Below are 26,762 nucleotides of genomic sequence, written 5' to 3' on the forward strand. Positions count from 1 at the left end.
ACGCGAACCTGGAACGAAGGAGCACAGCATGAGCGAGCAGACCTATTCACCCGCCGTCGGAGGGGTGATTCTGTACGAGAACGCGCGGGTCCGCGTCTGGGAGATGACGCTCCAACCCGGTGGGCAGTGCGAATTCCACCAGCACCATCACGACCACATCATCCTGTATCCGCAGGAGGGCACCCTGCAGGGGCAGGAGGCGGGCGACGCCGACTGGGGCATCATCACCGAGCCCGTGCCCGGCTTCGTGCTCTTCCGCACCGTCGGCACCACGGCCTTGCTGCCCGCGCACCGGCTCCGGAACATCGGCGACGCGCCGGTCGTGCATTACATCATCGAGCTTCTGGAAGAGTCACCGAGCACCGAATCGCAGCCGTATGAGCACAACGGCCGCGGCCGGTTCGAGTTGCCCTCCCGCACAGACTGAACCGGAACGAGAATCCGTTGGGGTACACCGTCCGCGCCGGGACGCTGTTCGACGCCATCCGTGACGAACCCGAGCGCAACGTCATCATCGCCGTCCAGGGCGAGCGATTCGGGACGATCTCGCCCGGGCCCGCGGACCCGGGTCCGGGCGACGACCGTGACCTGGACCTGTCGGGTTACTTCGTGCTGCCCGGGTTGATCGACGCCCACACGCACCTCGGGCAGGCGCTACCGGTCGCGGCCATACGCGACGAGGGCCTGCTGTCGGTGGCCAGCATCGCGGCGGGGATCTTCCGCAACTGCGGGCTGTGCCTGGACGCGGGCGTCACCACCGCCCGCGACCTGGCCGGTCTCGACGGAGGCATTGTCCAGGCGGTTGACGCGGGCCTCGTGCGGGGACCGCGGATCTTCCCCTCCGGGCCGGCGCTGGCCCAGACCGGCGGCCACGGCAGCGGCCACACGCCCTACCGGATGACCGACGCCGCGCTGTGCGTACCGGGCCTGTTCCAGCGAGCACTGGTGTGCGACGGCGCCGACGGTGTCCGGCTCGCGGCGCGGACCGCCCTGCGGCGGGGCGCGACGCAGCTCAAGGTGTACGGCAGCGGTGGCGTGGTCTCCTTCGCCGACGGCCCCGGAGACGTCCACTTCACCGTTGACGAACTGCGGGCGGCGGTCGAGGAGGCCGAGGCGCGCGACACGTACGTGACCTCGCACGCCCACAACGTCGAGGCCATCCGGCGGGGGCTCGCGGCCGGAGTCAGATGCTTCGAGCACGGCACCTATCTCGACGAGCCGGCCGCGCAGCTGATGGCGCGTCACGGCGCGGCGCTGGTGCCCACGTTCATGGTGGTGGCGGTGATGCACGAGCGCAGCGACGCCTGGGGGCTGAGCGCCGAGGTGCTCGACAAGCTCGCCGGCGTCGGCGAGGCGATGGCGAATGCGCTGCGTCTCGCCCGAGCGGCGGGAGTGCGCATCGGATCCGGGTCGGATCTGCTCGGTCCCGAACAGGCCGGCCGGGCGCTGGAGATCGAATTGAAGTCGCGCGTCATCGGCTTCACGGAGGCGCTGCGCGCCGCGACCCTCGGCAACGCGCAGATCATGGGCATTGACGGCGACCTCGGCTCCGTCGAGCCCGGCAAGCTGGCCGACCTGATCGCCGTCGACGGCGATCCCCTTGCCGATCCCGCCGTGCTCTCGGATCCGGACCGGGTGAAGCTCGTCATGAAGGCGGGCCAGGTCGTCAAGGACATCAGGTCTCAGAAGTTTGATGATGAAGCTGCACCTGCGAGGCGAACAGGCGGCGCCGGTCGAAGACACCGGACATGATCACGCGCATGGGTGTGGTCGTTGACCAGGACGCCGTTGAGGCCGAGCGATTCGACGGCGGCGGGTTCCGCGGCTGACGGGCCGCTCGGCGGCGCCGGCCTGGCCGATCGTGAATCAGGTGTTGATGGCTTTGCGTAGCGAGGCCAGGGCCTCGGCGAGCAGGTGCCGTAGCGAGGCGGACCCGCCGCCGGGCTCGGTCCATCGGCGCTCGGCGGTCTGCTGCACGAGTAGACCGGCGCCGGCGGTCAGCCGGGCGGACTCCTCGTCCAGGCCCCGCTCGCGCAGGGCGTCGGCCATCGCGACCGCGAGCGCTGCCCGTTTGCTCTCTTCGCGTTCCTGCAGTTCGGGCGTTGCTTCGATGACCTCCCGGCGGCGGGTGGCCGGCTCCTGAAGCCCATCGAAGAGCTCATCGGCGGCAATCTGGAGCCCGTGGAGGACGGCCTCCAGCGGCGGGGTGCCAGCCGGACTGGCGGCGATCTCTCGCGCGGCGATCTGCATGAGCAGGTCGGAGTTCGGGCCGAACAGCACGTCGCGCTTGTTGGTGAAGTGGTTGAAGAAGGTCCGCTCGGTGACGCCGGCCCGCGCCGCGATCTCGGCGACCGTGGTCCGCCCATAACCCTGCTGGGTGAACAGGTCGAGCGCGGCTTCCTGGAGGCGCCCGGCAGCGTTCGGTTCCCAGCGTGGCATGCACCCAGCCTAGCTATTGCAGTTTCTGAAGTCAGCTCGTACGATGATTACATAAACTGCAATCAAGGAGCCCTTGCGTATGCGTGTCCTCGTCACCGGAGCCTCCGGGGCCATCGCCTCGGCGGTTGTACCCGAACTCCTCGCCGCCGGGCACACCGTGATCGGCCTGGCTCGCTCCGACCGTTCCGCCCAGGTCGTGGAAGCGCTCGGCGCGCAGGTCCACCGCGGCGACCTCGCCGATCTCGACGGCCTAAGCGCCGCCGCCCGCAATGCCGACGGCGTCATCCACCTCGCCTTCGACCACACGCTCCAGGCCGCGGGCGACCTGGCCGGCGCTGTCGAGGCAGATCTGCGCGCGATCAAGGCCATCGGCGCGGCGCTGGAAGGCACCGGCAAACCCTTCATCGGTACGAATGCGACCGGCGCCCTCGCGCATGCCGGATTCACCGGCGTGCTCACCGAAAACGACACCCTGCCCGGCGGTCCCCGCATCGACGCCGAGAACGTCCTGATCGCGCTCGCCTCGCGGAGCGTCCGCACAGCGGTGATCCGCCTTCCCCCGGCCGTGCACCACAACGGCCGCTACGGGTTCGTCTCCAGCCTGATCGACATCGCTCGCGCCAACGGCGCCTCCGGCTACGTGGGCAATGGCCGCAACCGGTGGCCGGCGGTCAACACGCTCGACGCCGCCCGCCTCTACCGGCTCGCTCTCGAGTCCGCGCCGCCTGGGTCACGCCTGCACGCCGTCGCGGAGGAGGGCGTCGCGCTGCGCGACATCGCCCAGGCGATCTCCGGCCGCGTGAACGTGCCCAGCACCGAGGCCGCCCCAGAGCAGTTCGGATTTCTGGCCGAGCTCATAGGACTCGACAACCCCGTCTCCAGCCGCGCCACTCGGGACGCCCTGGGCTGGGTGCCATCCCACTCGGGGCTGATTGCCGGGCTCAGGCAGCCCACCGTGCTCAACGTCGGACTGGACCCACGTGTCGTCGGCGACCCGGCCGCGCCGAGCCAGGCGTTCCCGAAGGTCGACGCGGCCATGGTCCGTGCCGGGCTCGACCGGGCAAAAACCGAACTGGCCGGCATGGGGCTGGGTTTCGAAACCTGCCTGCTCGACCGGAACGAGGGCACGGAGAAACTCTTCCGCGACACCGTGAGCCGAAAACACTACGACGTCATTCTGATCGGCGCCGGCGTACGTCTCGACCCGTCCATGACACCGCTGTTCGAAAAGCTGATCGGCATCGCGCGCACCCACGCCCCCGAGTCCGCACTCTGCTTCAACACCAGCCCGAACTCCATCGTGGAGGCCGTCCAGCGGGTCCTCCCGAACCGGGCATTCCCGCACCCGAGCTGAGCCGGCGGCTCGGTCTCGGCGACCCGTGACGATCCTGTCGCGACGGTCCCGCTGCGAGGCATGACGCTCGAGCCGGTTGACCGGCCGTCATCCGCCCAGTGCGGCCAGCAGTTGCGTGGTGCGGGCCCGCTCCTCGTCCGAGCCCAGCGGTACCGCCACGAAATCGGTCGCGCCCGCGTCGAACAGGCGCCGGATTTCCCGCTCGACCCGGCTCTCGTCGCCGAGGACGACCGTGTCCTCGGGGCCGGCGGCGCGGCCCCGGTCGAGAATGGCGCGATAGCTGGGCAGCTGGCCGACCATCGCGAGGTCCTGCGCGAGCTGCGCGCGCACCCGGTCCTCGTCGGAGGTGAGGCAGACCGGCGCGGAGGCGACCACGCGCGCCGTGCGTTGCCCCGCCGCCTTGGTGATCACCGGCACGATGTGCTCGGCGAGGGCCGTCGCGGTGGCCCACGTGGTGATGGTTCCGTCGGCCAGTTCACCGGCCACCCGCAGCATCGCCGGGCCGAGCGCGCCGACCAGCACGGGCGGGGGCGGCGCCGGCACCTGGACCGCGCCGGCCGCCGTGAGCGTCTCGCCCCGGTAGGACACGCTCTCGCCCCGCAGCAGCGGACCGAGCACCGACAGGTATTCGCGGAGATGGCGGGCGGGACGCTCGAAGGAGTAGCCATACCACCCTTCGACGAACGGCCGGTGGCTGACGCCGAGGCCCAGCACGAGCCGGCCGCCGGCGGCTTCCTGCACGGTCAGCGCCTGCGCGGCGAGGGCGAGGGGATGCCTGGGGTAGGTCGGGATCACCGCGGTGCCGAGCTCGATGCCGCGCACCTCCCGGCCGGCGACCGCCAGCGCGCTCAGCGCGTCGCGGCCCGTGCGCTGGGCCAGCCAGACCCCGCCGAAGCCGGCCGCGGCGGCGGCGCGGGTCTGATCGACCACCGCCTCCAGCGACGGTCCCATCTCGTCCACGACAATCCCGATGCGCACGCTGTCTCCCCGGCGGTGCCGACGGCTCGCGGCGCCGCCGGACGTTCGTCGGTGATTCAACCCGCCGATCGGTCGCGCCGGAAATGCCGATGCGGCAGGGCTCCCCATGCCCGGTGGGCATGGGGAGCCCGGTGCTGCCCGGAGCGCGATCGACGGCCGACGGGCTGCGGCGCGATCAGCTCTCCTCGGGCGCCCAGCGGCGCCGCACATGCTCCACGAACCGCTTCGCGGTCGAGGACGCGGACCGTGCCGGTATCCCGATTTCCAGGCGGCTCGCGGAGAGGCCGTCGACCGGCCTGATCCGGATCCCCGGCAGCGCGCCCGGCAGCGTCGAGCCGTGGGCGAACGCGATGGCCCGGCCCAGGACGACCGCGGCGAGGACATCGGCCGTGCTGCGCACGGCCGGGCCGGCCCGTCTCGGGCGCCCGTGGACGTCCGCGCCGGTCCAGTGCTCCGCCTGCCCCGCGGTCATGCCGGCCCAGTGGGTGACGGGCTCGTCGCGCAGGTCGGACACCGCCAGCCGCTCCCGGCCCGCCAAGGGATGGTCGGCCCGCAGCATGACCAGGCGCGGCTCCTGCGCGAGCCGATCGACGACCAGGTCGTGCCGGTCGTAGCTGTCGCGCAGGAACGAGACGTGCGCCGCGCCCGCCCGCAGCTCATCCGGCTGGGACACGAAGTCGCGCGGCACGACATCCACCCGTACCCCCGGATGATCGATCTCGAAGGCCCGGCCTGCCGCCGCCACGGCCACGACATCACACTCGGGGGCCGTCACCGTCAGCGTCTCGGCGCCGGGTCGCGCGCCACGGGCCCGCTCCAGCGCCGTCCGATTGCGCTCCATCATCTCGTACGCCTCCGCGAGCAGCGCCGATCCCGCGGCCGTGAGCCGCGTGCTGTGCGGGCCGCGCACGAACAGGTCGACGCCGACCGTGCGCTCCAGCGCCCGGATCGCCCGCGACAGCGCCGGCTGTGTGATCAGCAGCCGCTGCGCGGCCCGCGTGATGCTGCCGGTCTCCGCCACGACGATGAGGTACCGGAGGTGGCGCAGCTCGAGATCGGACATAGCCCGACAATAGCCCAGCGCCTCGGCCGGGCCGCCCAGTCACTCGCGTCGATCGCGTTGCTTCGCTCGGTTGCGCCCCGGGGCCCTCGTGACTCCGCTGAGCTTCCGCGGTACGTAAGTGGTGCGGTGGTGCCGGTGCCGGGCCACGTAGGTGGGGATATCCGTGGCGCACCGGATGTGCCGCCGGGCGGGAGCGGCCATGCTGAGGCGATGGACGTGGGGCCGGCGCTAGGCGATTCTCTGCTGAGGCTCCAGCTCGCGGGCGACCAGGCTGGCGAGCGTCACCCGGGACGGCACGCCGAGTTTGCGGTACACGTTGGCGAGGTGCGCCTCGACGGTGCGCTCGCTCAGCCGCAGGCGCCCGGCGATCTGGCGATTGGAGCGGCCGACGCCGGCCAGGATCGCGACCTCGCGTTCCCGGTCGGTCAGCCCGGCCAACGGTGGCTGCGTGGTGCGGGCGGCCGCGGCGCCGGTGCGGGCGGACCGGGCGGGGCCCTGCTCGGTCAGCAGCGCGCGGACCCGCTCCAGCTCGTCGCGGACCCACACCGCGCCGCCGGCCGCGGCCTGCTCGGCCGAGTGGGTCAGCGCCCCCACCGCCTCGTCGAGCCGGCCGAGGTGGGCCAGCGTCCGCGAGGAGAACACGGCGGTGCGGGCCTGCTCGACCGGCCGGCCGGCCTCGGCGAAGCACGCGTCGGCCCATTCGAACTCGGCCCGCGCGGCCTCGTGGTCGCCGCCCAGCGCCAGCAGCAGACCTTGGGCCCGGGCCGCGTGGGCGCGCTGGCCGGGCAGGTCGAGCTGCTCCGCGAAGTCGACCGCGAGCTTGGCGAAGGTGGCCGCCTTCGTCAGCTCGCCCAGGTTGATGAAGGCGCCGATGAGGATCTCGGCGTACTCCGGGAGCAGGGGCGCGCCCACCAGTTGCAGGTCGGGGCCGCCACCGCGCAGGATGAGCTCGACGCAGGCGCGGGCGTCGCCGTTGGCCAGCTCGGCGTGGCCGCGAATCATCAGCGCGTTGCGGGCCCACCAACTGTTCACGGCGCTGCCGGTGAACAGCGCGGCGGCCTTGCGCGCGCCGGACAGTGCCGCGTCGCCCTGGCCGAGCGGAGACACCCAGATCTGGATCGGTGCCTTGATCGCGAGCACGATGCCGAGCAGGTGCTCGCTGCCGACCAGGTGCGCGGCGTCCTCGGCCTCTTCGGCGTGCTCCAGGGCCTCGGTCATCCGGCCGGTGAACATGTGCACCAGGCTCTGCCCGAGCAGGACATGCGGCAGGCCGTGGCTCTGGCCGGTGCGGCGGATGATCGCCCGGCCGCGGGCCAGGTGGCGCTCGGCGTCGGCGAAGCGCTCCAGCAGCATCTCGGCCCAGCCGAGCATGCACAGCGCCTCGCGCTCCCCGGCGAGCGCGCTGTCGGGCAGCCCGTCAACCAGCGCCCTGGCCTCGTCGGCCGCGGCCCGCGCGACCGCCGTACGCCCCAGACAGATCTCCCCGAACGCGCTGAACGCCAGCGCGGTGGCCTGGCCGAGCACGTCGCCGGCGGCCTGGGCGGCGGCGTGCGCCCAGGAGATGTCGGCCCGCGCCGCCGCGTAGTCGTTGGCCAGCAGCGTCGTCAGCCCGAGCTCCAGGCACAGGCCGACGCGCTGCGGGGACGTCTGCTCGCCGAGCCGGGCGACCTCCGCGCGCAGCAGCGCGATTGCCTCCGGGTATCGGCCGAGACGCTGCTCGGCGTGGGCGCACAGCACGACGGCCTCGGAACGCTCGACCGCGTCGACCGCGGCGCCGGTGTGCAGGATCTCGTGCAGCAGGTCGCGGCTCGCGGCGAACTGGCCGCCCAGACCCAGCGCCCGGGCCAGCCGGAAGCCGATCTCGAACCGCTGGTGGGCGAACTCCGCCGTGGCGGGCACCAGCCGCAGCGCGACCTGGAACCAGTGGGCGGCGGTCAGCGGGGAGGTGCTCATCGACTCCTCACCGGCCTGGCACAGCACCGCCACGTGCTCGGGCGACCAGGTGTCCACGCAGTGCTCGATGTGGTGCCCGCGGGCGGCGGCCGGGCCGCCCTGCGCGGTGAGCAGGGCCAACGCCCGGCGATGGACCCCGACGCGCCAGGCCGGCGCGGCGCGGTCGTAGACGGCCCGGCGGACCAGCGGGTGGCGGAAGGCGAGCTGCGAGCCGTAGGGGCCGGGCCGGATCAGGTCCCGGGCGATCAGGTCGGCGAGCGCGTGCTCCAGCCGCGACGGGTCGAGGCCGTCGACGACGGAGGTGAGGGTCTGCACGGAGAAGGGGTCGCCCAGCACGGCGGCGGTCGAGGCGACGGCCAGCTCATCGGGCGACAGCGTCAGCGTCTCGCCGAGGATCAGCGACTCCAGCCGGCTCGACCGGTCGCCGCCGGTCTCGCCGGCTCTGCGGGGCACCTCGCTGCGGTCCAGGGTCAGCAGGTAGAGCGGGTTGCCCTGGCTCTCGGCGTAGAGGTTGGCCAGCCGGCGGCCGCGGGGCCGGCCGCCGATCAGCTCGGCCGACTCGGCCCTGGTCAGCGGGCCGAGCTCGATGCGGGTCACGGCGCCGTGGTCCATGTTGCGGGCCAGGGCGTAGCGCAGGTGCGGCGGTGCCTGCCGGTCGCGGTGGGCGACCACCACGAGCAGCGGTTCGGGTATCGGCCGCCGGCTCAGGAAGTCGATGAACTCGATCAGGCCGGGGTCGGCCCAGTGCACGTCGTCCAGCAGCACGACCAGCGGCTCGGCGGCCATCGCGACCAGGAGCTCCCGCAGCGCGCGGAAGAGCCGGAAGCGGTCGATGTCCGGCTGGGCGTCCACGTCGGGCCGGTGCAAGAAGGGTATGGCCGAGTGCAGCGTCTCGGCGGTGGCCGGCGGGACCAGGTCCTCCAGCCGGGCCATGCCGCCGTAGCCCTGTAACGCCTCGATCAGCACCTGGAACGGCATCTGCTGCTCGAACTCGGCCGCCCGGCCGGCGACCACGGCCAGCCCGGCGTCGGTGGCCAGGTCTCGCACGGCGCTCAGCAGCCGGGTCTTGCCGATGCCCGGCTCGCCGACGACCTGCAGGAACCCGCCGGTGCCGGCCCGTAGTGAGTCGAGATGCGTCGATATGATGCGCATCTCTGCTTCCCGCCCGACGAAATGCGCGCGGTCAAGGGCGGGATTGCCAGGATTGGACATGGCTCGACCACTTCCTGCTCGGTCGTTCCCTGCCGAATCGACCTCCGTTGATCGTACGATTACGGACCGCCACGCGACAGGGGGTAAAGAGGCACCTGTCGATGATTCCGACAGAGATTTCCGGCCGAAGGGAGGTGAAACGAAATCCTCCGTCCGTGGCGGCTCAGGGCGCTGGAATCGCCAACAGCCGGTGCAGGCTCGCCGCCAGCTGCAGCGCGGCCGCCCGCCCGTCGGCGTCCAGTCCCAGGCCGGCCGGCCCGCGCTCGCCGGACGGGGGATGCCGGTCGACGACCACGCGCAGGGCGGCGGCGGCCTGGCGGGCGAACAGTGCCAGCAGGTCGAGCTCGTTGAGGTTGGAGCGGGACTGCGGCGCGGGGTCGAGGACCTCCAGCACGCCGAGCATCCGCTCGTCGTGCACCAGCGGCGCGGCCATGAGGGAGTTGGGCATGTACCGGGTGGACTCGGCCAGCTCGCGGTCGAACGTCGCGACGCTGGACAGGTCGTCGACCACCATCGGTTCGCCGGAGGCGACGACCCAGCCGGCGATGCCGCTGGTGGCGGGGAAGCGCCGGCCGACCAGGAAGCCCTCGCCCTGACCGGAGACGCTGTAGAAGATCAGTTCGTGGGCGAGTTCGTCCAGCAGGAACACCGAGCTGGCCTGGGCGCCGAAGATGGCGCGGGCGACGTCGACGACGGACTGCATGAGCTCCGCGGCCGACGGGTCCGTCTCGGCGATGGTGGCCGCGGACACGGCCCGTGCGCTGTTCTCGATCACGAGGCACCTCCGGTACCGACGTGCACGTTGGCGGCTGACAGGTAGAGGGCGTTTTTCAGCTGGAAGGTGGTCATCCGGGGATGCTTGGCCAGGATGCGCGCGCACAGGCCGCTGATGAACGGGGTGGCGAAGCTGTTGCCGGTGCTGCGGATGCTCGCGCCGCCCAGCCAGGCGACCGGCACGTTCTGCCCGGCGGCGAAGAACTCCACCGGAGGTGCCGGGTTGTAGAGGTAGAGCTCGGGGTCGTCCTCCTCGCGGTGGCTGCCTACCGAGATGACCGAGGCGAACCGCCAGGGGAAGCTCTCCACCGGCGTGTTGTGTGCCGAGGCAACGATCGCGATCCGGCGGAAGAACGCCTCGTCGGCGAGGGCGCGAAGCTCTTCGACGTAGCGTGGCCGGGTGGTGGACAGGCTCAGATTGATCACGTCGAAGTCCTGCTCGATCGCCCACCGCAGCCCGGCCAGCAGCATCTCCCCGCTGCCGGAAAAGCGCTCGCCGAGCACCCGGACGCTGAACAGCTCGCAGTCGGGTGCCGTGCGCCGGATGATGCTGGCGCACGCCGTACCGTGCCCGCAGACGTCGCCGCTGGTGGTCTCCTCGACGGCGAGGCCGGTTCCGTCCCGGTTGACCACCGTCCAGGAGCCGGTCAACGGCCCGACCAGCGGATGATCACGTTCCACGCCGGAGTCCACGACGCACACCCGCACGCCGTGACCGGTTGATCCGCCCCACGCCCAGGCGGGATCCACCCGCTCCCCGTCGGCGGACACCCCGATGTCCTTGGGGCCGTCATCCACCAGACGCCAGGTCAGGCTCATCCGTCCGCTCCTTCCGACGCCGCCCGGCGTAGCCCCGGCCGGTGTCCTTTCGTGTGGAAGCGCTCGGCCGCCGCGGTGGCCGAGCGCGCGGCCTGCTCGGCACGCCCCAGTCGGCGCAGCGTGGCGGCCTGATCCAAGGCGGCGACGGCCTGCACGATCGGTGAGTCGGTCGCCGCGGCGGCCGACACCGCGCGCTCGGCCAGGTCGATCGCCTCCGCGGCGCGGCCGTCGGCGGCCGCGAGCCGGGCGCGAAGGCCGTCGAGATCTGCGGTGTCGGAGCGCAGCAGCCCACTCGACGCACCGATCTGCGCGAGCCGGGCGGCGGCCTCGACCGGGCGGCCCTGGTCCAGGAGCAGCCGGGCGGCCTCCCGAGCGACGGTGCTCAGCAGCCCGCCGGCGCCCAGCCGCCCGGCCGCAGCGGCCGCCTCGTCCAGCAGGCGAAGCGCCGGACCCGGCTGGCCCGCCAGCGACTCCACGGCCGCTGCGAAGATCGGCAGAACCGCCGCGCCCTCGGCGTAGCCGAGCTCCGCACCGAGCCGGCGTGCCACGTCGAGCTGCGCGCGGGCCGGCGCCCACTGCTCGTCGAGCGCGAGCAGCACCGCCAGCGGACAGCTGAGGGTGAGCCGGACCACCGGCCGGGGGCCGGCGTGCTCGGAAAGCAACTCCCGGCAGCGGGCCACGGCCACGGGCACCGGTGTCGGTCCCCGCCACAGCGAGACGCCGATGGCACCCAGCGCCAGCGCCAGCTCGGGCTCCGCGCCTCGGCGTACGGCGTGCTCCAGCCCTATCATGAGCAACTCGTCGGCCTCGGCGTGCCGGCCGTGCAGCTGCCGCGCCTGCGCCATCCTGATCCGGGCCCGCGCCTGCCCCAGGTCGTCCCGCATCACTTCGAAGATCGGCAGCGTTTCCCGGGCGACCGCCGCGGCGGCTTCGACCGCCGGCTCGGGGTCCACCACGGCCAGCGCGAGCCGCGCGTGCGCGGTCTCGACCGGGTCGGGCGACGCGTCGAGCACCGCGCGCAGCAGGGACCTGCCGTCGGCCGCTTGCCCGGTGGCGACCCGGATCTCACCGAGCTGGCGGGTGGCCGCGGCCCAGCCGGGCTCCCCAGCGACGAACAGGGTCACCGCGCGGTCGAGCAGCGTGCCGGCCCAGGCCAGGTCGGAGCGGGCCAGCGCCTGCGAGCCGGCCGCGGTCAGCAGCTCGGCGGCCCGTCGACGCAGGTCGTCGGTGGCCTGGGTGGACAGTCCCAGCTCGGTGCGGTACCGGTAGGCGCGCTCCAGATGATCGGCGACGGTGACCGTTGTGGTGCGCGACGCCGCCAGCAGATCGGCGGCGCGTTCGTGCCGCTCGGCCCGCGTGCGTTTGACCATGGCCTGGTAGGTGGCCTCGTGGATCAGCCCGTTGCTGAAGCGCAGCCCCGGCCGATCCGAGGCCGCGCCGGTCGGTTCGACCAGGCGCCGCCGGCCCAGCCGGGTGAGCGCGGTGCGGACCGGATGATCGTCGTCGCCGGCGGCCAGCGGTCCGCCGTGGGTACCCTCGGGTCCGGCATCGGCCAGGTCGGTCACCTGCTGCGCCGCGAACTCCCGGCCCAGCACCGCGGCGAGGTCCAGGGTGGTGCGCTCGACATGATCGAGCGCCCCGATGCGCGCGCCGAGCAGGGCTTGCAGGCTCAGCGGCAGGTCATCGGCGTGTTCGCCGGCGCTGAGCGCGGCGAGCAACTGCTCGAGGTAGAACGGATTGCCGCCGGCCGCCTCCAGCACCCGCGCCGGGCCGGTGGTCAGGTGCGCGCCGACCTCGACCAGGGTCGCCGCCATGATTTCGCTCTCCGCCATGGACAGCCCCGGCAGGACCAGCTGCGGCCGTCCCGCACCCCAGCCAGGATGCCGGTCGATCAGGTCCAGCCGGGCCAGGCAGACGATCAGGACCGCGGCCTGTTGGGGCAGGTCGACCAGCCGGTCGAGGACGTCGAGCAGCGGGTCGCTCGCCCACTGGCAGTCGTCCAGGATCAGCACCACCGGGTGCTCGCTGGAGACTGCGTCCAGCAGCCGGGCGAGGGCCGCGCAGGTGCCCTCGACCGACGGTCCCGGGCTGCCGTCCTGCAGCAGGCCGGCCGACAGGACGGCCAGCGCCTCGTCCGCGTGGTCGGGCCGTCCTCCTGATCGGGCCAGCACCTGGTGGACGACGTCGGCCAGCGGGGCCAGGCTGCCGTCTTCGCCGTACGGCCGGCACCGGCCCGTGCCGTGGATGACCGGCCGGTCCAGGCGGTCCAGCCAGGCGCGCGCCAGCCGGGTCTTGCCGATACCCGGCTCGCCGTAGACGGTCAGCAGCCGCGGGCGGCGACCCGTCGCGACGATGCCGAGCGCCAGGTCGAACTCGTCGAGCTCCCGAGTGCGGCCCACGAACGGCAGATCGAAGCGGCGCGACAGCTCCGAGGCGTCCTCGTCGATGCCGAGCAGGCGGTAGGCGATCACCGCCGACTCCTTGCCCTTGAGCCGCAGCGGGCCGACCAGCTCGGTCCGGGCTGCCGGCCCCACGGCCTGCTGGGTCAACGACCCGATCAGGATCTCGCCTTCGGCGGCGTTCTGCTCCAGCCTGGCCGCGACGTTCACCGTGTCGCCGGACACCAGTGCCTGCCGGGTGGAGACGTCCGTGCTGGTCACCGCGGGTCCGGTGTTGACCCCGATCCGGACCCGGAGGCGCACCCCGAGGGTGGCTTCGAGGTCGAGGTTCAGGCGCGCCAGCGCGGCACGCATGCCGAGGGTGGCGGCCACGGCCCGGTGCGCGTCGTCCTCGTGCATGGTGGGGACGCCGAAGACGGCCATCACCGCGTCCCCGATGAACTTCTCCACGGTACCGTCGAAGCGCTCGATCTGCCCGCGCATGGCGGCGAAGTACCGCAGCACCACGGACCGGAGGGTCTCCGGGTCCAGCTTCTCGGACAGCGCGGTGGAGCCGACGAGGTCGCAGAACACGACGGTCACCAGCTTGCGCTCCTCCAGGGCGACGGTTGGCGTGTTCTGCGCGCCGCAGGTTGGACAGAAGCGTGCGTTCGACGGCAACACCCCGTCGCACGAGGCACAATTCATGATGACTTCCTCATTCAGAACAGCAGCGGGCCGGCGATTTCGCTGTGCGCCATGACGTCCGGGCCTACCTCGTCGAGCCTGGTCTTGATGTCGACCAGGATGGCCAGCTCGTCGGGGGTGAGATCGCGCAGGACGTCCTGCTGCTCAGGGGTGAGCTCGCGGATCGCGAGCCCCTTCGCCTCGAGTTCGCTCAGCGTGTACCGGTGCTCAGCCATACCCTGTCTCCCTTTGTCATGCGCGCGAACAGTCCGACCAGACTGTCTATTGTGTAGAGTCCGCTGACCGCGACCGCGTGCTGCAGGGCGGTGGGCAGTTCGAGCGAGTCCAGCAGGTCGAAGACCGCGTCGGCGTGCCCCCGGTCCAACTCGGCGTGCGCGCGCACCGTGCGGACGGCGGCCTCTGGAACGTCCGAAGTGGACACTATCCAGTCGGCGAACCAGCCGGCCGGGGCGTTGTCCTCCAGAACCGCGATGTACCCGAGCAACACGACCGGGTGGTAATGCGCGATCCAGTAGTACTGCGCACCTACCAGGCTGGCCACGACCGGTGGTGGCTGGTCCCGCAGCGGCTGCCCGGGGTCGGCGCCCAGGGCGGCCAGGTCGGCCAGCAGCCACTCGTCGTGGTAACGCTCCTCGGCGATGTGCTCCGTCAGGTAGGCGTGGAGCCGGCCGGCGACCGGGTCACTCGGGCCCAGCTCGACGCAGCGCCGCGCGGCCAGCTCCATCAGCGGCACCGAGGCGCGGATCACGGTGTGCATCGTGCTGAGGTATGCGGGAAAGCTTTGGCCCAGCCCGTCCGGCTGCCACAGCCGCGCGGCGGCCGCGCGCAGTGCCGGTGCCGCCAGCGAGAACTTGGTACGCAGCGCGGCGGAGTTGGTCATCATGCTGCCTCCTCGCTCGCCGGCAGGGCGACCAGCTCCGCGTAGCGGGCGCACCCGTGGCGGCGCACGAGCGTCACCGGGCCGGATGCGACCTGGACGCGGGCGGCCTGCCGGTCCAGCAACGCGCCGGCGGCACCGGATGCGAAGCCTTGCACCGCCTCGATCACGTCGGGGTGCTCGCCGAGCCGCCGGCACGCCGTGCAGTAGCCGGCTGCGGGCTTGCCTTGGCTGGCCAGCAGGTAGACCGGCCCGGTGACGCGGATCATCCGAAGCGTCGGGGATGCCAGCGCCCGGGCCCGCGCGCCCGCCCAATCGTCCGTGCCGATGTGTCCCAGCCGCAGGTGTTCGGGCGCCGGTCGAGCGTCCACTGTGGTCTGGTTGCAGCAGGCCAAGATCATGCCGTCGTGGGCCACGACCGGCCAGGCGGCCATGGCGCAGGGCAGTACCTGCCGCCGCTCGGCCGGTGCCGGCTGTGCGGCGAGCCACGCCGCGGCCCGGCCGACCGGCCGGACCGTGTTGACGAGCATCGGCACCTGGTCCCCGAAGGCTTGGCGCGCCCGCGCGGTCAGCTCGGCCAGATAGGGATCGTCGTCGCCGAAGCCGGCCACGTGCAGGCTGACCGGCACGCCCGCGTCGAGCGCCCACCGTAGCAGCCGGAACACGTCGTCCCTGGGGATCTGTCGCTCGTGAAAGGCGTCGATGCTGACCGAGAAGTGGTCGACCGCGCCGATCGCGCGCATGATCCGGGCCGGCGGCCGGGATTGTCGCGCGAAGTAGGCGCCGGTCAACAACGCGCTGCGAGTCCCGGCGCGGCGCGCCGTCTGCGCCACCTCCGTTGCGAGTTCCGGCCGCAGCAGCGGTTCACCGCCGGTCATCATGACGACTTCGGGGTGGTTGTCGTCGGTGAAGGAGCCGACGAACCGCAGCAGGTCGCCAGGGTCCGGCTCCTGACCCACCATTGTGGAGCCTGACGAGCAGTGCGCGCAGCGCAGCGGGCACCGAGAAGTGAGCGTCACGAGGAGTCCGGCGCAGGGCACCGGGCGCATTCCCACGAGCTCGGCGAGGCGCATGGCCGGCCCCCTTTCGTCACCCGGTCCCGTGCACTTGAGCAGAGTGTTCGGCGATCGGGTTCAATGCCGGGTGGCGGTCGGTTCGAAATCGGTATATCGATCGAATCGACCTGCGTGGATACCATTCACATACCGGCAGCGAACCGTTCTCGCAGCACCGCCGCCTAGCGTCCAATGCATCGGCGAAATCAGCCGTTGCAGGCACCGCGACACAAAGGAGATCGGCCGTGACCGAGAACATCCAGCCCACCCCGGACCAGGACCCCGACGAGATCATCGCCCTGCAGGAGACCGCCTCCGAGGACGGCGACGTGGAGGCGCACAGCGTCGCCGGCAGCAGCGTCAGCCTCACCCTCTGCGCGGCGGAGAGCTGACCCAGGGTCTGGGCGATTCGACGGCGGGCCCGGTCGCACGCGACGCGGCCGGGCCGACCGTCACTGCGCCGGTGGTCAATGCCTCTTCTCATTAGGAGATGTCCGTGACGCATATCCCGATCGAATTCAGTGTGGCGCATCCGGAGTTCTACGCGCCGCTGGAGACCGCGCGCGACGGCGACGGCGTCCTGCGGCCGCAACGCGTCCCGGATGGCTGGGGCCGCATCGAGTCCGGACTGTGGACCGTATGGCAACGGCCGGGAACCGCCACCGTCGTGGATGTCGACGACGGCTGGAAGGTGCACGTGTCGGCCCGCCCGAACCGGCTGCAGCGCGTCCTGGACGTGGCCGCGGACATCTGTTTCGCGCAGGCGGTGCCCTTCAAGCACCTGTCCACGAGGCTCTTCTACTGGTGGGCCCACCAGAAGTACGCGCAGCGCCCGCAGAGCGGCAAGTTCATCGCGGCCTACCCCGAGGACGTCGACGCCGCGCGCCGGCTCATGGATGCGCTGCGGGACGCGCTGGCGGACGAGGACGGCCCGTTCGTCCTCACCGACCGCCGCTACCGGGACTCCCGTACGGTGCATTACCGCTACGGGGCCTTCACCAGCCGCCTGGAGATGCAGGCGGACGGCACGCGCAGGTCGCTGGTGAGCGACGGAAACGGTCGCGCCGTCGTCGACCGTCGCGGTGTCTCCTTCCGCTTGCCGGACGGCGTCGTCGATCCCTTCGTGGACCCGGCCCCGCATGCCCCGCGCCCCGCGCGCCGCGGCGGGTTCGGCGGGTTCGCGGTTGATTCGTCCGTTCGGTTCACCAACGCCGGCGGCACGTACCGCGGCCATGAGGTCGCCACCGGTCGGCGGGTGTTCATCAAGGAGGCCCGGTCATGGACCGGCCTGAGCCGGGCCGGCGCCACCGCGACGGAACAGCTGCGCGCGGAGTGCCGGACGCTGGAGGCGTTGCACGCGCTGGCGCCGGGGCTGGCTCCGGAGCCGATCGCCTACTTCCGGGCGTGGGAACACGAGTTCCTGGTGACCGAAGAGGTGCCCGGGGTTCCGTTGACGCACTGGCTCGCCACGACGTTTCCCCTGATCACCGTCGGACCGACCGCGGCTGACATCGCCGCCTACTACGACCGCTGCGAGAAAATCATCTCCGGGGTCGAGCAGGCGCTCGCCCGGCTGCGCGCGGTGGGCTACCTCTTCGTCGATGTCAGCCCCGGCAACGTGCTGATCGCGCAAGACGACACCGTCCGGCTGGTCGACTTCGGTGGGGCGCACCGCCTGGGCGACACCTTTACGCTCGTGGGCACGGAAGGCTACTCGCCGCCGCAGCATCTCGTCGGTGACGACCTGACCGTGTACGACGACTACGGCATTGCGAGCCTGGCGCAGCTGCTGCTGGGGCCGCTGAACCATACGGCGCAGCGCGACCCGGGTGTGCTGGCGCACATGCACTGCGACCTGAACGAACTGGCGCCGGTCCCACCGGCCCTGTGGCGGCGGGTGACCAGGTTCCACCAGCCCGGGACCAGCTCGCTGCCGCGGCCCGAACAGGTGGCCGCCGACCCGATCCGGTACCTGACCGAGCTGCGGGACGGGGTCGCGGATGCGCTCGTGGCGATGGCGGACGTGGACAACCCGGAAAGGGTCTTCCCCACGATCGCCGAAGGGTACGCGGCCAACACCGTGTGCGTGGCCTACGGGACCGCAGGAGTGGTGCACGCGCTGCGCCGCGCCGGGCGGCCCCTGCCCGACGGCCTGCTCGACCGGCTGCGCCGCGACGCGCTGGACAAGGCGGCCGATCTGGCTCCGGGACTGTACGTAGGTACCGCCGGCATCGCGTGGGTGCTCGCCGACTGCGGCCTGCTCGAAGAGGCGGCGCACCTGCTCGCCATGGCCGAGCAGCACCCGGTGACCGGGGACTGCGCGACGATGTTCGGCGGATCGGCCGGCGTCGCCCTGGCCCACCTGGCCTTCTACGGCCACACCGGGGACCAGCGCTACGTCGACCGGGCGCTTGCGCTCGCCGCGGCACTCCCGCCGGATGATCAGCTCACCCCATACGTCGGGCCGAACAACGCCACCGGGCTGATGCACGGTCGCTGCGGAGTCGCGCTGATGCTCCAGCAGTTGGCGGGCGTCACCGGCGACGACCGGCACCTGGCCCGCGCGGTCGGGCTGCTGCACGCCGAGCTCGATCGGGCCATCGATCCGGACGCTCCCGGCCTGGTCTTCCCGCCCGCGGCGGCGGACAACCGGGCCTGCCCGTATCTGTTCACCGGCTCGGCCGGAGTGGCCTATACCGCCACTCGCTGCCTGCGCGACGGCCCGGACGAGCGGCTGGCCGAGGCGCTGCCCCGGTTGCTCGCGCCGCTTCGGCTGTCGTACACCATCATGCCGGGGCTGTTCCAGGGGCTGGCCGGCTTCGCCTTCACCCTCGCCGACCACGCCGCCCTCGCCCACGACGAAGCGGACCGCCAGTCCGCGATCCGCAGCGCCCGGCGGTTGTTCAAGTTCGCCGTACCGCACCCGACGGGTGTCCGTTTCCTCGGCGATCACCTCTTGCGGTTCAGCGCCGAACTGTGGAGCGGGTCCGCCGGCATCATGCTGGCCCTGTCGCAGGTGCTGGCCCCGCGTCCCGATGCACTGTTCACTGTGGACACTCTGATCGACGACTCGCGGTCGGCTCGGTGGCTTGCGGGCGAGCGCCGCACGTCCACCGTCCACGAACTGGCGGGCTAGCCGGAGAGGCGGAACAGACCATGCGACGCGACCTCAACCTGTACTGGTGGGGGCAGACGACCTCCGCCTTCGGCTCGGTCTTCACCCTCATCGCCATGCCCATCATCGCGGTCACCCACCTCGACGCATCGCCGGGGGAACTCGGTTTGATCAGCGGGGCGGGGATCCTGCCGATCCTGCTGTTCGGCCTGCCGGCAGGCGCCATCGCCGACCGGATCGCCCGGCCGCGGCGGGTCCTGATCGCCCTCGACTCGACCTCCGCGCTGGCGGTCGGGGTGGTCGCGCTGGGGATGGCGAACAACGCCGTAGCCGTCCCCTGGCTGATCGTCCTCAGCTTCATCAGCGGCTGCGTGACGATCCTCGCCGAGGTCATCTACTTCATTCACCTGCGGCAGCTGACCGGCGCGGAGGGCATCGGCAAGGCCCGGGCACGCCTGCAGGCGGGACAGTACGGCGCGGGGTTCGCCGGCCGGCTGCTGGCCGGTCCCATCATTGTCGTGCTCGGTGCCGGAGCGGCGCTGGCCGTTGACGCGCTCAGCTACGTCCTCAGCGCCGCGGCGTTGTTGAGCATGACGCCGGCCGTCGCCGTCTCCCGGGAGCCATCGCGCGACCCGGCGCCGAGGGTGGCCGGTCTGCTCCGCGGCATGGGGGCCGGCCTGCGCTTCTTTGCCGGTGACGCCTTTCATCGGGCGCTGATGGTGGTCATCATCGTGCCGATCGCCACCATGGCCGGCATCGGCGCGCTCACCGCGCCGTTTCTGCTCAACGTCGTACACGTACCCACCGCGGCGTACGGCCTGCTCTTCGCTGCGACCGGCCTGATGGGCCTGGCCGGATCGGCGGTGGCCGGGCGGCTGCTACAGCGGGATCCGCGGCTGCTCACCCTGACGTCGTTCGCCGCGGGGACGGCATGTGCGCTGCTGCTGCCGCTGGCCGTCGGACCGCTCCCGCTGGCGGCCACGTTGGCCGCGCTCGGCATCAGCCTGCCGCTGTTCTTCGGCGCCATCGCCAACGTCACCCTCGGCCCGGTCATCGTCGCCGATGTCGCCGAGGATGCCATGGGGCGTACGGTGGCCATGCTGCGCGTCCTCGGGGCGGCTGCGGGGCTGATCGGCGCCTTGGCCGGCGGCTTCCTCGGCGACTGGATCGGCGTCCGTCCGTCCATCCTGCTGCTGGAGGCGTGTGCCCTGGGAGCGATCGCGATAACCCTCCCGCCAGCCGTCCGCGCGGTCCGTCACCTGCCCCCGACGTCCTCGCCGGACAAGGTCGTCGAGGCTGGCGAGCGGGAAGCGGCGCCGCTGTGACGCTCCCGCAGGAAGACGCGGATCAGCGGGGACAGCGAATAGCGGGTACCGCCGGAGTGCGCCTCGACGTCGTCGGCCTCGACCGCCTCGACGAGATGCGCCTCGATGAGGCGTTCGATCGTCACCTCGGCCCGCGAAACGTCCGTGCCGAGGGAGCCGGCGATCTCCGGGACCGCGAACGTCGGGGCGGTCAGCGCCGCGAGGAGGTCCAGCGCGGCGCGGTCGTCGGGGGTCAGATCCTGGTAGGACACCGCCAGCCGGGGCCGCAGCTGGAGGTCTCCGGCGACCAACTCGTCCAGTAGCCGCCGCTCGTCGGTGAGCCGCTCGGCGTAGCGGGCCAACGTCAGGTGGCGCAGCCCGGCGAGCTTGGCGCCCACGATCCGGATCGCCAGGGGCAGCCCGCAACAGACCTCCGCCAGCCGCCGGGCCGCTTCCGGCTCGGCGGCGACCCGCTCGGGTCCGATCAGCAGGCCCAGCAACCGCACCGCCTCGGCCTCGGGCAGCGGCTCCAGGACGAGGTGTGTCGCCGACTCCAGGCCGCCCAGGTGCCGGCGGCTGGTGACCAGGACGACGCTGTCGCCGGCGGCCGCCAGCACCGACCTGACCTGGGTCTCGCTGACGGCGTCGTCCAGCACCAGCAGCATCACCCGGCCGGCCGTGGACTCTCGCAGCAGCGCCGCGCGTTCCTCCTCGGTGTCCGGCAGGGCCCCGGTCAGGCCGATCCCGCGCAGCAGGTCTCCCAGCACATCGGCGGCGGCGCGGGCCCGGCCGTCGGACGCGCGCAGGCAGCCGAGGATTCGGCCGTCGGGGAAGCGCTCGCCCAGCCGGTGCGCGCAGTGCACGGCCAGCGCCGTCTTGCCGACTCCGGCCGGCCCGCTGATCGCCGCGATGCCGCGGTGGTCCGCCCTGGTCACCATGTCGAGCAGGGTTTCGACCTCGTGCTCGCGCCCGGTGAAGTCGCCGACATCGCGGATGAGGCTGCTGCGCTCGGCGGTGGTGGCCCGCACGCTGGCCGGCCGGAGCCGGCCCAGCGCCGCCACGTGCAGGCTGGGGTCGCCGGTCAGGATCGCCTCGTAGAGCCGCGCCAGCACCGGACTCGGCCGCAGCCCCAGCTCCCGGGCGAGCAGTTGGCGCATCGTGTCGAACTGGGCGAGCGCGTCGGTCTGCCGGCCCGAGCGGTAGAGGGCAAGCATCTGGGCGTGACGCAGCCGTTCGCGCAGCGGGTGGTGACGGGCCAACCCGTTCAGCTCCTCCACCAGATCCGTGTGGTGGCCCAGCGCGAGCTTCGTCTCGGCCCAGTCCTCATAGGTGGACAGGTACTGCTCGCCCAGCTGCTCCGCCTCGTCCGCGACGGCCTGCGCCGAGCTCAGCTCGGGCAGGACCGGCCCACGCCACAGCCGTACGGCCTGCCCCAGCAGGTCCGCACCGGCCGCGGCGTCACCGCGGCGTAACTCGATGCGCCCGGCGCGGGCGAGCTCCGCGAATTGCAGCGCGTCCAGCTGATCGGGCCCGATCTGGATCAGATAACCGGGCGGGTTGTGCCGCAGCCGCGGGCCGGCACCATCCTCCGCAACGAGCAGCTTGCGCAGCGCCGATCCGTACACCTGGATGTTCTTGTGCGCGGTGCGCGGCGGTTCGTCGTGCCACAGCGCCTCGGTGAGCACGGCCACGGATACGGTCCGATTGGCCCGGCACAGCAACAAGCCGAGCATGATCCGCTGTTTCAGTGGCCCGAGTTGAAGGCGCCGGGTTCCCTCGTACGCCTCCAATGCCCCCAGAATTCCCAACCTCACCTGCATACCGGTAGCCTGATTGCCGCGGCTGCGCGGCCACATCCGGTCCAGCACGGACAACCCCACCTAGGTGGCATGCCGCCAGATCGCCGCCCGGCACGTAGGTGGATGATCGACGTCGTGCTCGGGAGGGCACCGCACGTGGGACCCGCGGCGATCAAGAGGATTGCCAGGAGCCCGAGCAAGAGAAAAGTGGAGGGCGTGCTCCAGGGATCGGGTTCGATGTGACGGTGGTGTTCATGGTCTTCCTCGTCAGAGCCCGGCGAGAGACACTCGTCGCCCTTCGGCGGCCGACCGGCCGATCGCGTCCAGGAGCCGGTGACGTTTGACGGCGTGGGTGAAGTCAGGGGCGGTCGTGGTGCCTTGGTTGAGATCGCGCCGGATCGCCGCGTATGCGTGCACCAGGGTGTGAATCGGTGTCCCGGCCAGATGGGGGTAGTCGTCGTAACCATCGGGCTGGGTCAGCTCCGACAGCCGGTCACGACCTCGTGAGCCGCGTACCGTAACGGGACCGAGGTGCGGATACCCGGCGGCGGTGACCTCCAGGGTGCCCTCAGTGCCGTCGATGAGCAGAGAAAAACCGGGTCCCGACAGCGTTCCGCCACGGTGATGGGCGCAGAGAACGGCTCCGCCCGGCAAGGTGCCGGAGACGGCAATCTGATCCTCGGCGGTCATGTGGACCGTCCGATCGGTGCGGCCGAGAGGGACGAGCGGCCGCCGGACCGCTGTCGAAGCGACCACGTCTTGCAATTCGCCGACGATCATCGACACCAGGTCGATGGCGTGCCCGAATGCGATGGTGAGCATCGTGGCTCCGAGTGAGCGGTCGAGCGTGTACCGCATGCGCTCGGAGACAGGGGTGCCCCATTCGATGGACGACGCCAACACCGTCGCGGAAAGCACCTCTCCCACGTATCCGTCGGCGACGAGATCAGCCAGCCAGCGTGCGGTGGGCGAGGAACGCCCTTGGAGACCGATAAACGTACGCTTCCCGCGGCCGGCTTGCGCCATCTCCTCGGCCTCGGCCAGGTCGACGGCGAACGGCCACTCGCTGAGCACCGGAACTCCCGCCTCCAGCGCGGGCAAGACCAGTTCACGGTGCCGAGGCACGTTGACCGCGACGACCACAAGGTCGACATTCTCGTCCTCGGCGAGCTGCTTGACCGATGCGTAACCGGGCACCCCGAATGCGGCGCCAGCAGCGTCCGCCGACGCGCTGGAACTCGTCGCCAGAGCCGTCAGTTCCAGGCCGTCGACGGCCGACAATGCGGGTAGGTGTGCTCCGGCGGCCCACCCTCCCGACGCACTCAGGCCCACGATCCCGACGCCGATCGGACGTCCCCTCGGCTCTCCCATCGCTTTCCTCTCGCGTTGCGCGCTCCCGCGTGGCGGGCGGCGAACCTGCCAGTTATATTCTTATCGGTACAGAAGTGAGCGCAGCCGAAGCAGAGCAACCCCGAAGCCGGTCTTCAGATCAGGCGCAGGGGCGCTAGTCGGGCCATGCGAGCAGCGCCGTGGCGGCGATCTCATCGAGTTCGTCGGTCCCCAGGCCGTTCGCGGCCTGGACCGCGATGCCGAATCCCATCGTCATGATGTAGCGGGCGAGGCGCCTCGGATCGGCATCCTGCCCAAGATCACCCTCTTCGACGGCCCGCCGGAAACGCTCCTCGAGGCGTACGCCCGCGTCGTTGCGCCAGTCGACGAGCACATCGTGTGCCGGGCGGCCCTGCTCACTCAACGCCAGCGCACCCTGAACGGACAGGCACCCGGCAGGGGCGCCGGGTGACGTCGTGGTCCGGACGGCCCCACGAAGGAACGCCTCGGCGACCTCGCGCGCCGTGGGTTCACGCAAAGCGAGCGTCGCGTAGGAGGCCGGACCTTCGGCGTAGCGCTCCACGGCCTTGCGGAAGAGCTGCTCCTTGTTGCCGAAGGCGGCATACATGCTCGACTTGGTGATTCCCATGGCGCCGGTCAGATCCGTGAGGCTGGTGCCGTCGTATCCTCGCGCCCAGAACACCTGCATCGCGCGTTCCAGCGCCTCGTCGATGTCGAACTCCCTGGGCCGCCCGAAGGCCGCACTCCGCGAAGCACCCATGGCGGCATCCTCCTAGCTCCAGAGCTGACGTTGCCGACCCCGTGGCGCGGCTCACAGCCTCCTCGAACTCAACTTTAGTACCGATCGGTCCCAATGTGCTAGCGTTCTGGACCGATCGGAACTTAAGTTGGCCGGGTTCACATCAGAAAGAGGACATCACGATGAAAACCGCCTCCCTCGGTGGGCTGGAAATCTCCCGCATCGGTCTCGGCGCCATGGGAATGTCGGCCTTCTACACCGGAGCCGGACGGCTGGACGACCAGTCGATCCGAACGATCCGGCACGCCCTGGATCTCGGGGTCACCCACATCGACACCGCCGAGGTCTACGGACCCTTCACCAACGAGGAGCTGGTCGGCCGGGCCATCAAGGGGCGCCGGGACGAGGTGGTGCTGGCCACCAAGTTCGGTCTCGTCTCCCACACCGGCCGGCCGGGGCCGGACAGCACGCCGGCCAACATCCGGCTCGCGGTGGAGGGATCGTTGCAGCGGCTGGGAACCGACCACATCGACCTCTACTACCAGCACCGTGTGGACCAGGACACGCCGATCGAGGACACCATCGGAGCCCTGGCGGACCTGGTGGCCGAGGGCAAGGTCCGCCACATCGGCCTCTCGGAGGCGGGACCCGCGACGATCCGGCGGGCACACGCCGTTCACCCGATCGCCGCAGTGCAGTCCGAGTACTCGCTGTGGACCCGCGACCCCGAGGCAGCGGTGCTGCCGGTCCTGCGGGAACTGGGAGTGGGCCTCGTCCCGTACTCACCGCTCGGCCATGGATTCCTCACCGGCAACATCCGCACGCTGGACGGACTCGACCCCGACGACTGGCGCCGCACCAACCCCCGCTTCACCGGCGGCAACCTCGAACGCAATCTGCGCATCGTCGACGAGGTCCGCGCCGTCGCCGCCGAAGCCGGCGCCACACCCGCACAGGTCGCCCTCGCCTGGCTGCTCGCCCAGGGCGACGACATCGCCCCCATCCCCGGCACCACCCGCATCGACCGGCTGGAGGAAAACACCGCCGCCACCGGCCTCGGGCTCACCGATGGCCAGGTCGCCCGGCTGAACGGCCTTGCCTCGGCCTCCGGCGAACGTTACGACGAAGCGAACATGGCGGCCATCGACCACTAAGCGATCCTGAGCCAGACGCGCTGCCGAGCTCGTCAAGCTGCCTCAACGCCGCCTCCGTCCTCCCGGGCCTCAACCCCGCGCCTCACCTCTGCTCGATGCGATTGCGGCTCCGCAAGAATCCCGCCTGTCGAGAGACCTGACGCGGCGCCGTGCTCACCGTCGCGAACGTACGGCTGGAGCCATATCGATCGGCACAAGACCGATCATGCGTTTAGGGGAAATCATGAGAAAAAGAATGACCATCCTGACCGGAGCCGTCGTTGCCGCCATCACCGGTGCCACCGCCCTCCTGGGGACGGGCCCAATTCCGGCTGATGCCGCCGCGACCTCGAGGTCGGAGCCCGCCTTGGTGCAGAGCGCCGCCACCCGGACCAACGAGTCGTCCGAACGGCTACCGAACGGCTACCACTCGAACTACGCGAGTGTGAACGGTTTCCGGATGCATTACCTCCGCGGGGGCAGCGGCTCACCGGTCGTGCTTCTGCACGGCTTCCCGCAGACGTCCGCCGAGTGGCAACCGCAGCTTGAGGCACTCGCCAAGAACCACACGGTGATCGCGGTCGACCTGCGCGGGACCGGCGACTCCTCCGTGCCGGAGCGCGGCTACGACACGGCACAGCTGGCTGACGACGTGCACGTGCTGCTCGCCCGTCTCAACCTCAACAAGGGCGTACAGATCGTGGCCCACGACATCGGCGCGTGGATCGCCTACCCGTACGCCGCGATGTGGCCCACCGAGGTCAGCCGAATGGTGGTGATGGAGGGGCCCATCCCCGACCGATCCCTCTACACGTTCCCCGCCTTCTCGCCCGAGGGTGAGCTGTCAACGTGGCACCTTGGATTCTTCCAGGAGGACTTCGCTCAGGATCTGGTCCGTGGGCACGAGCGTGACCTGGTCAAGGGGTTCATCGAGCAGTATCTGGCAGTGGACAGTGCCTTTGACACCAGCGACTACGAGTTCTACGCCCGATACCTGCGCGAGCCCGGCCGGTTCAAGGCATGGATGAACATGTACCAAGCGCTTCACACGGACATCGCCCAGAACGAGAACTTCCGCAAGACAGGGCCGCTGCGGATGCCCGTCCTGGCCGTCGGTGGCGAAGAAGCGCTAAGCAGTGCCGTCGGTAATCAATGGCAGAGCTACGCCTCGAACGTCGAGACCCAGGTAATGGCCGGCACCGGCCACTGGCTCACCGAAGAACGACCGCGGGAACTCACCGCGCTGCTGCTCGAGTTTCTGCGCTGACGGCGGGAGACGCTGACACCCACCGTCGATCGCCAGGGCGTGCACTGTCCTCGGACAGCGCACGCCCTGGCCCTCTGCTGCTGACGCCGGGTCAGGCCCGGCCATGCACGACGTTCGCCCGCCCGGGAGCGGGCGTCTCCATGCGGCTCACCTCGTCGGCCAAGAGCTCGTAGAACGTGTCACGGTGACGGGTGACCGCGGTTGACAACCGAGAAGTCCGACGCAATACTCACGCTGTCCAGATTGGTGTGCCGAAGCAAGCGATGTTCCAGGGGGCCTGGACGGTTTCGTGCCCGCTAGCTGCGTGGCCGGCTTCGGTCGAGGGCAACCGTCGACGCGCGGCCCTGCTGGCCGGCATCGCGTGCGGCAAGTGTCCTCCAAGGCGCAGATCCTCGGTGCGGTGGCCCGAAGACCATCAATGAAAATCCTGCGGCCACGCGTACCG

The 26,762-nt window shown here is 71.3% G+C and carries 21 protein-coding genes; 8 read left to right on the forward strand and 13 right to left on the reverse strand.

The features are described 5' to 3' along the window. The first annotated feature begins 28 nt into the window (after positions 1-28). Both ACQPXD_RS13415 and ACQPXD_RS13420 read left to right on the forward strand, forming a co-directional pair. A complete protein-coding gene (locus ACQPXD_RS13415) occupies positions 29-427 on the forward strand; it encodes a hypothetical protein (protein WP_432838216.1) in 399 nt (132 codons plus the stop codon). Between the two features lie 194 nt (positions 428-621). Continuing rightward, positions 622-1,752, forward strand: coding sequence for a metal-dependent hydrolase family protein (locus ACQPXD_RS13420; protein ID WP_432838217.1), 1,131 nt, complete (start codon positions 622-624; stop codon positions 1,750-1,752). A gap of 114 nt (positions 1,753-1,866) precedes the next feature. Here the strand turns inward: ACQPXD_RS13420 and ACQPXD_RS13425 are convergent, their stop codons facing one another. Then, the gene (locus ACQPXD_RS13425) at positions 1,867-2,439 is read right to left on the reverse strand and encodes a helix-turn-helix domain-containing protein (protein WP_432838218.1); all 573 of its coding nucleotides are present in this window, start codon (positions 2,437-2,439) and stop codon (positions 1,867-1,869) included. A gap of 79 nt (positions 2,440-2,518) precedes the next feature. Here ACQPXD_RS13425 and ACQPXD_RS13430 point away from each other — a divergent pair, with 79 nt between their 5' ends. Then, positions 2,519-3,793, forward strand: coding sequence for an SDR family oxidoreductase (locus ACQPXD_RS13430; RefSeq protein WP_432838219.1), 1,275 nt, complete (start codon positions 2,519-2,521; stop codon positions 3,791-3,793). Positions 3,794-3,880: 87 nt separating this feature from the next. Here the strand turns inward: ACQPXD_RS13430 and ACQPXD_RS13435 are convergent, their stop codons facing one another. From ACQPXD_RS13435 to ACQPXD_RS13475, 9 genes are all read right to left on the reverse strand, one after another. Next, the gene (locus tag ACQPXD_RS13435) at positions 3,881-4,771 is read right to left on the reverse strand and encodes a TIGR03564 family F420-dependent LLM class oxidoreductase (RefSeq protein ID WP_432838220.1); all 891 of its coding nucleotides are present in this window, start codon (positions 4,769-4,771) and stop codon (positions 3,881-3,883) included. A gap of 175 nt (positions 4,772-4,946) precedes the next feature. Then, on the reverse strand, positions 4,947-5,834 hold the full coding sequence (locus ACQPXD_RS13440) for a LysR family transcriptional regulator (protein WP_432838221.1): 888 nt from the start codon (positions 5,832-5,834) through the stop codon (positions 4,947-4,949). Between the two features lie 228 nt (positions 5,835-6,062). After that, the gene (locus ACQPXD_RS13445) at positions 6,063-8,939 is read right to left on the reverse strand and encodes a helix-turn-helix transcriptional regulator (protein ID WP_432838222.1); all 2,877 of its coding nucleotides are present in this window, start codon (positions 8,937-8,939) and stop codon (positions 6,063-6,065) included. Between the two features lie 223 nt (positions 8,940-9,162). Beyond that, positions 9,163-9,774 carry a GAF domain-containing protein gene (locus ACQPXD_RS13450; protein ID WP_432838224.1) on the reverse strand — a complete coding sequence of 204 codons (612 nt, stop codon included), beginning with the start codon at positions 9,772-9,774 and terminating at the stop codon, positions 9,163-9,165. Further along, complete coding sequence (locus ACQPXD_RS13455; protein WP_432838225.1) at positions 9,771-10,592, reverse strand: S8 family peptidase; 822 nt, start codon at positions 10,590-10,592, stop codon at positions 9,771-9,773. The genes ACQPXD_RS13450 and ACQPXD_RS13455 overlap by 4 nt, the downstream gene beginning before the upstream one ends. Continuing rightward, on the reverse strand, positions 10,589-13,678 hold the full coding sequence (locus ACQPXD_RS13460) for an adenylate/guanylate cyclase domain-containing protein (protein WP_432838226.1): 3,090 nt from the start codon (positions 13,676-13,678) through the stop codon (positions 10,589-10,591). Before ACQPXD_RS13460 ends, ACQPXD_RS13455 begins: the two co-directional genes overlap by 4 nt. 14 nt (positions 13,679-13,692) lie before the next feature. Beyond that, positions 13,693-13,893 carry an aroma-sacti cluster domain-containing protein gene (locus ACQPXD_RS13465; RefSeq protein WP_432838227.1) on the reverse strand — a complete coding sequence of 67 codons (201 nt, stop codon included), beginning with the start codon at positions 13,891-13,893 and terminating at the stop codon, positions 13,693-13,695. Further along, positions 13,869-14,561, reverse strand: coding sequence for an iron-containing redox enzyme family protein (locus ACQPXD_RS13470; protein ID WP_432838228.1), 693 nt, complete (start codon positions 14,559-14,561; stop codon positions 13,869-13,871). The genes ACQPXD_RS13465 and ACQPXD_RS13470 overlap by 25 nt, the downstream gene beginning before the upstream one ends. After that, positions 14,558-15,517, reverse strand: coding sequence for a radical SAM protein (locus ACQPXD_RS13475; RefSeq protein WP_432838229.1), 960 nt, complete (start codon positions 15,515-15,517; stop codon positions 14,558-14,560). The genes ACQPXD_RS13470 and ACQPXD_RS13475 overlap by 4 nt, the downstream gene beginning before the upstream one ends. A 338-nt stretch (positions 15,518-15,855) precedes the next feature. On the opposite strand from ACQPXD_RS13475, the gene ACQPXD_RS13480 reads away from it, so the two are divergent. The 3 genes from ACQPXD_RS13480 to ACQPXD_RS13490 all read left to right on the forward strand — a co-directional run bounded on the left by ACQPXD_RS13480 (position 15,856) and on the right by ACQPXD_RS13490 (position 20,050). After that, positions 15,856-16,002, forward strand: coding sequence for a hypothetical protein (locus ACQPXD_RS13480; protein WP_432838230.1), 147 nt, complete (start codon positions 15,856-15,858; stop codon positions 16,000-16,002). A gap of 104 nt (positions 16,003-16,106) precedes the next feature. Then, entirely contained in the window at positions 16,107-18,746 is a 2,640-nt protein-coding gene (gene lanKC, locus ACQPXD_RS13485) for a class III lanthionine synthetase LanKC (protein WP_432838231.1), read from the forward strand. Between the two features lie 20 nt (positions 18,747-18,766). Then, complete coding sequence (locus ACQPXD_RS13490) at positions 18,767-20,050, forward strand: MFS transporter (RefSeq protein WP_432838232.1); 1,284 nt, start codon at positions 18,767-18,769, stop codon at positions 20,048-20,050. Here ACQPXD_RS13490 and ACQPXD_RS13495 read toward each other — a convergent pair. From ACQPXD_RS13495 to ACQPXD_RS13505, 3 genes are all read right to left on the reverse strand, one after another. Then, entirely contained in the window at positions 19,981-21,762 is a 1,782-nt protein-coding gene (locus ACQPXD_RS13495) for a BTAD domain-containing putative transcriptional regulator (RefSeq protein ID WP_432838233.1), read from the reverse strand. The genes ACQPXD_RS13490 and ACQPXD_RS13495 overlap by 70 nt on opposite strands. A 333-nt stretch (positions 21,763-22,095) precedes the next feature. Then, a complete protein-coding gene (locus tag ACQPXD_RS13500; RefSeq protein ID WP_432838234.1) occupies positions 22,096-23,199 on the reverse strand; it encodes a Gfo/Idh/MocA family protein in 1,104 nt (367 codons plus the stop codon). A gap of 133 nt (positions 23,200-23,332) precedes the next feature. Continuing rightward, positions 23,333-23,938, reverse strand: a complete 606-nt coding sequence (locus tag ACQPXD_RS13505; RefSeq protein ID WP_432838235.1) for a TetR/AcrR family transcriptional regulator — start codon at positions 23,936-23,938, stop codon at positions 23,333-23,335. Between the two features lie 161 nt (positions 23,939-24,099). On the opposite strand from ACQPXD_RS13505, the gene ACQPXD_RS13510 reads away from it, so the two are divergent. Both ACQPXD_RS13510 and ACQPXD_RS13515 read left to right on the forward strand, forming a co-directional pair. Then, a complete protein-coding gene (locus ACQPXD_RS13510; protein WP_432843826.1) occupies positions 24,100-25,071 on the forward strand; it encodes an aldo/keto reductase in 972 nt (323 codons plus the stop codon). Positions 25,072-25,306: 235 nt separating this feature from the next. Next, a complete protein-coding gene (locus tag ACQPXD_RS13515; protein WP_432838236.1) occupies positions 25,307-26,317 on the forward strand; it encodes an alpha/beta fold hydrolase in 1,011 nt (336 codons plus the stop codon). Positions 26,318-26,762 lie beyond the last annotated feature (445 nt).

This window comes from Dactylosporangium sp. CA-092794 (assembly GCF_050948465.1).
Classification (GTDB): domain Bacteria; phylum Actinomycetota; class Actinomycetes; order Mycobacteriales; family Micromonosporaceae; genus Dactylosporangium.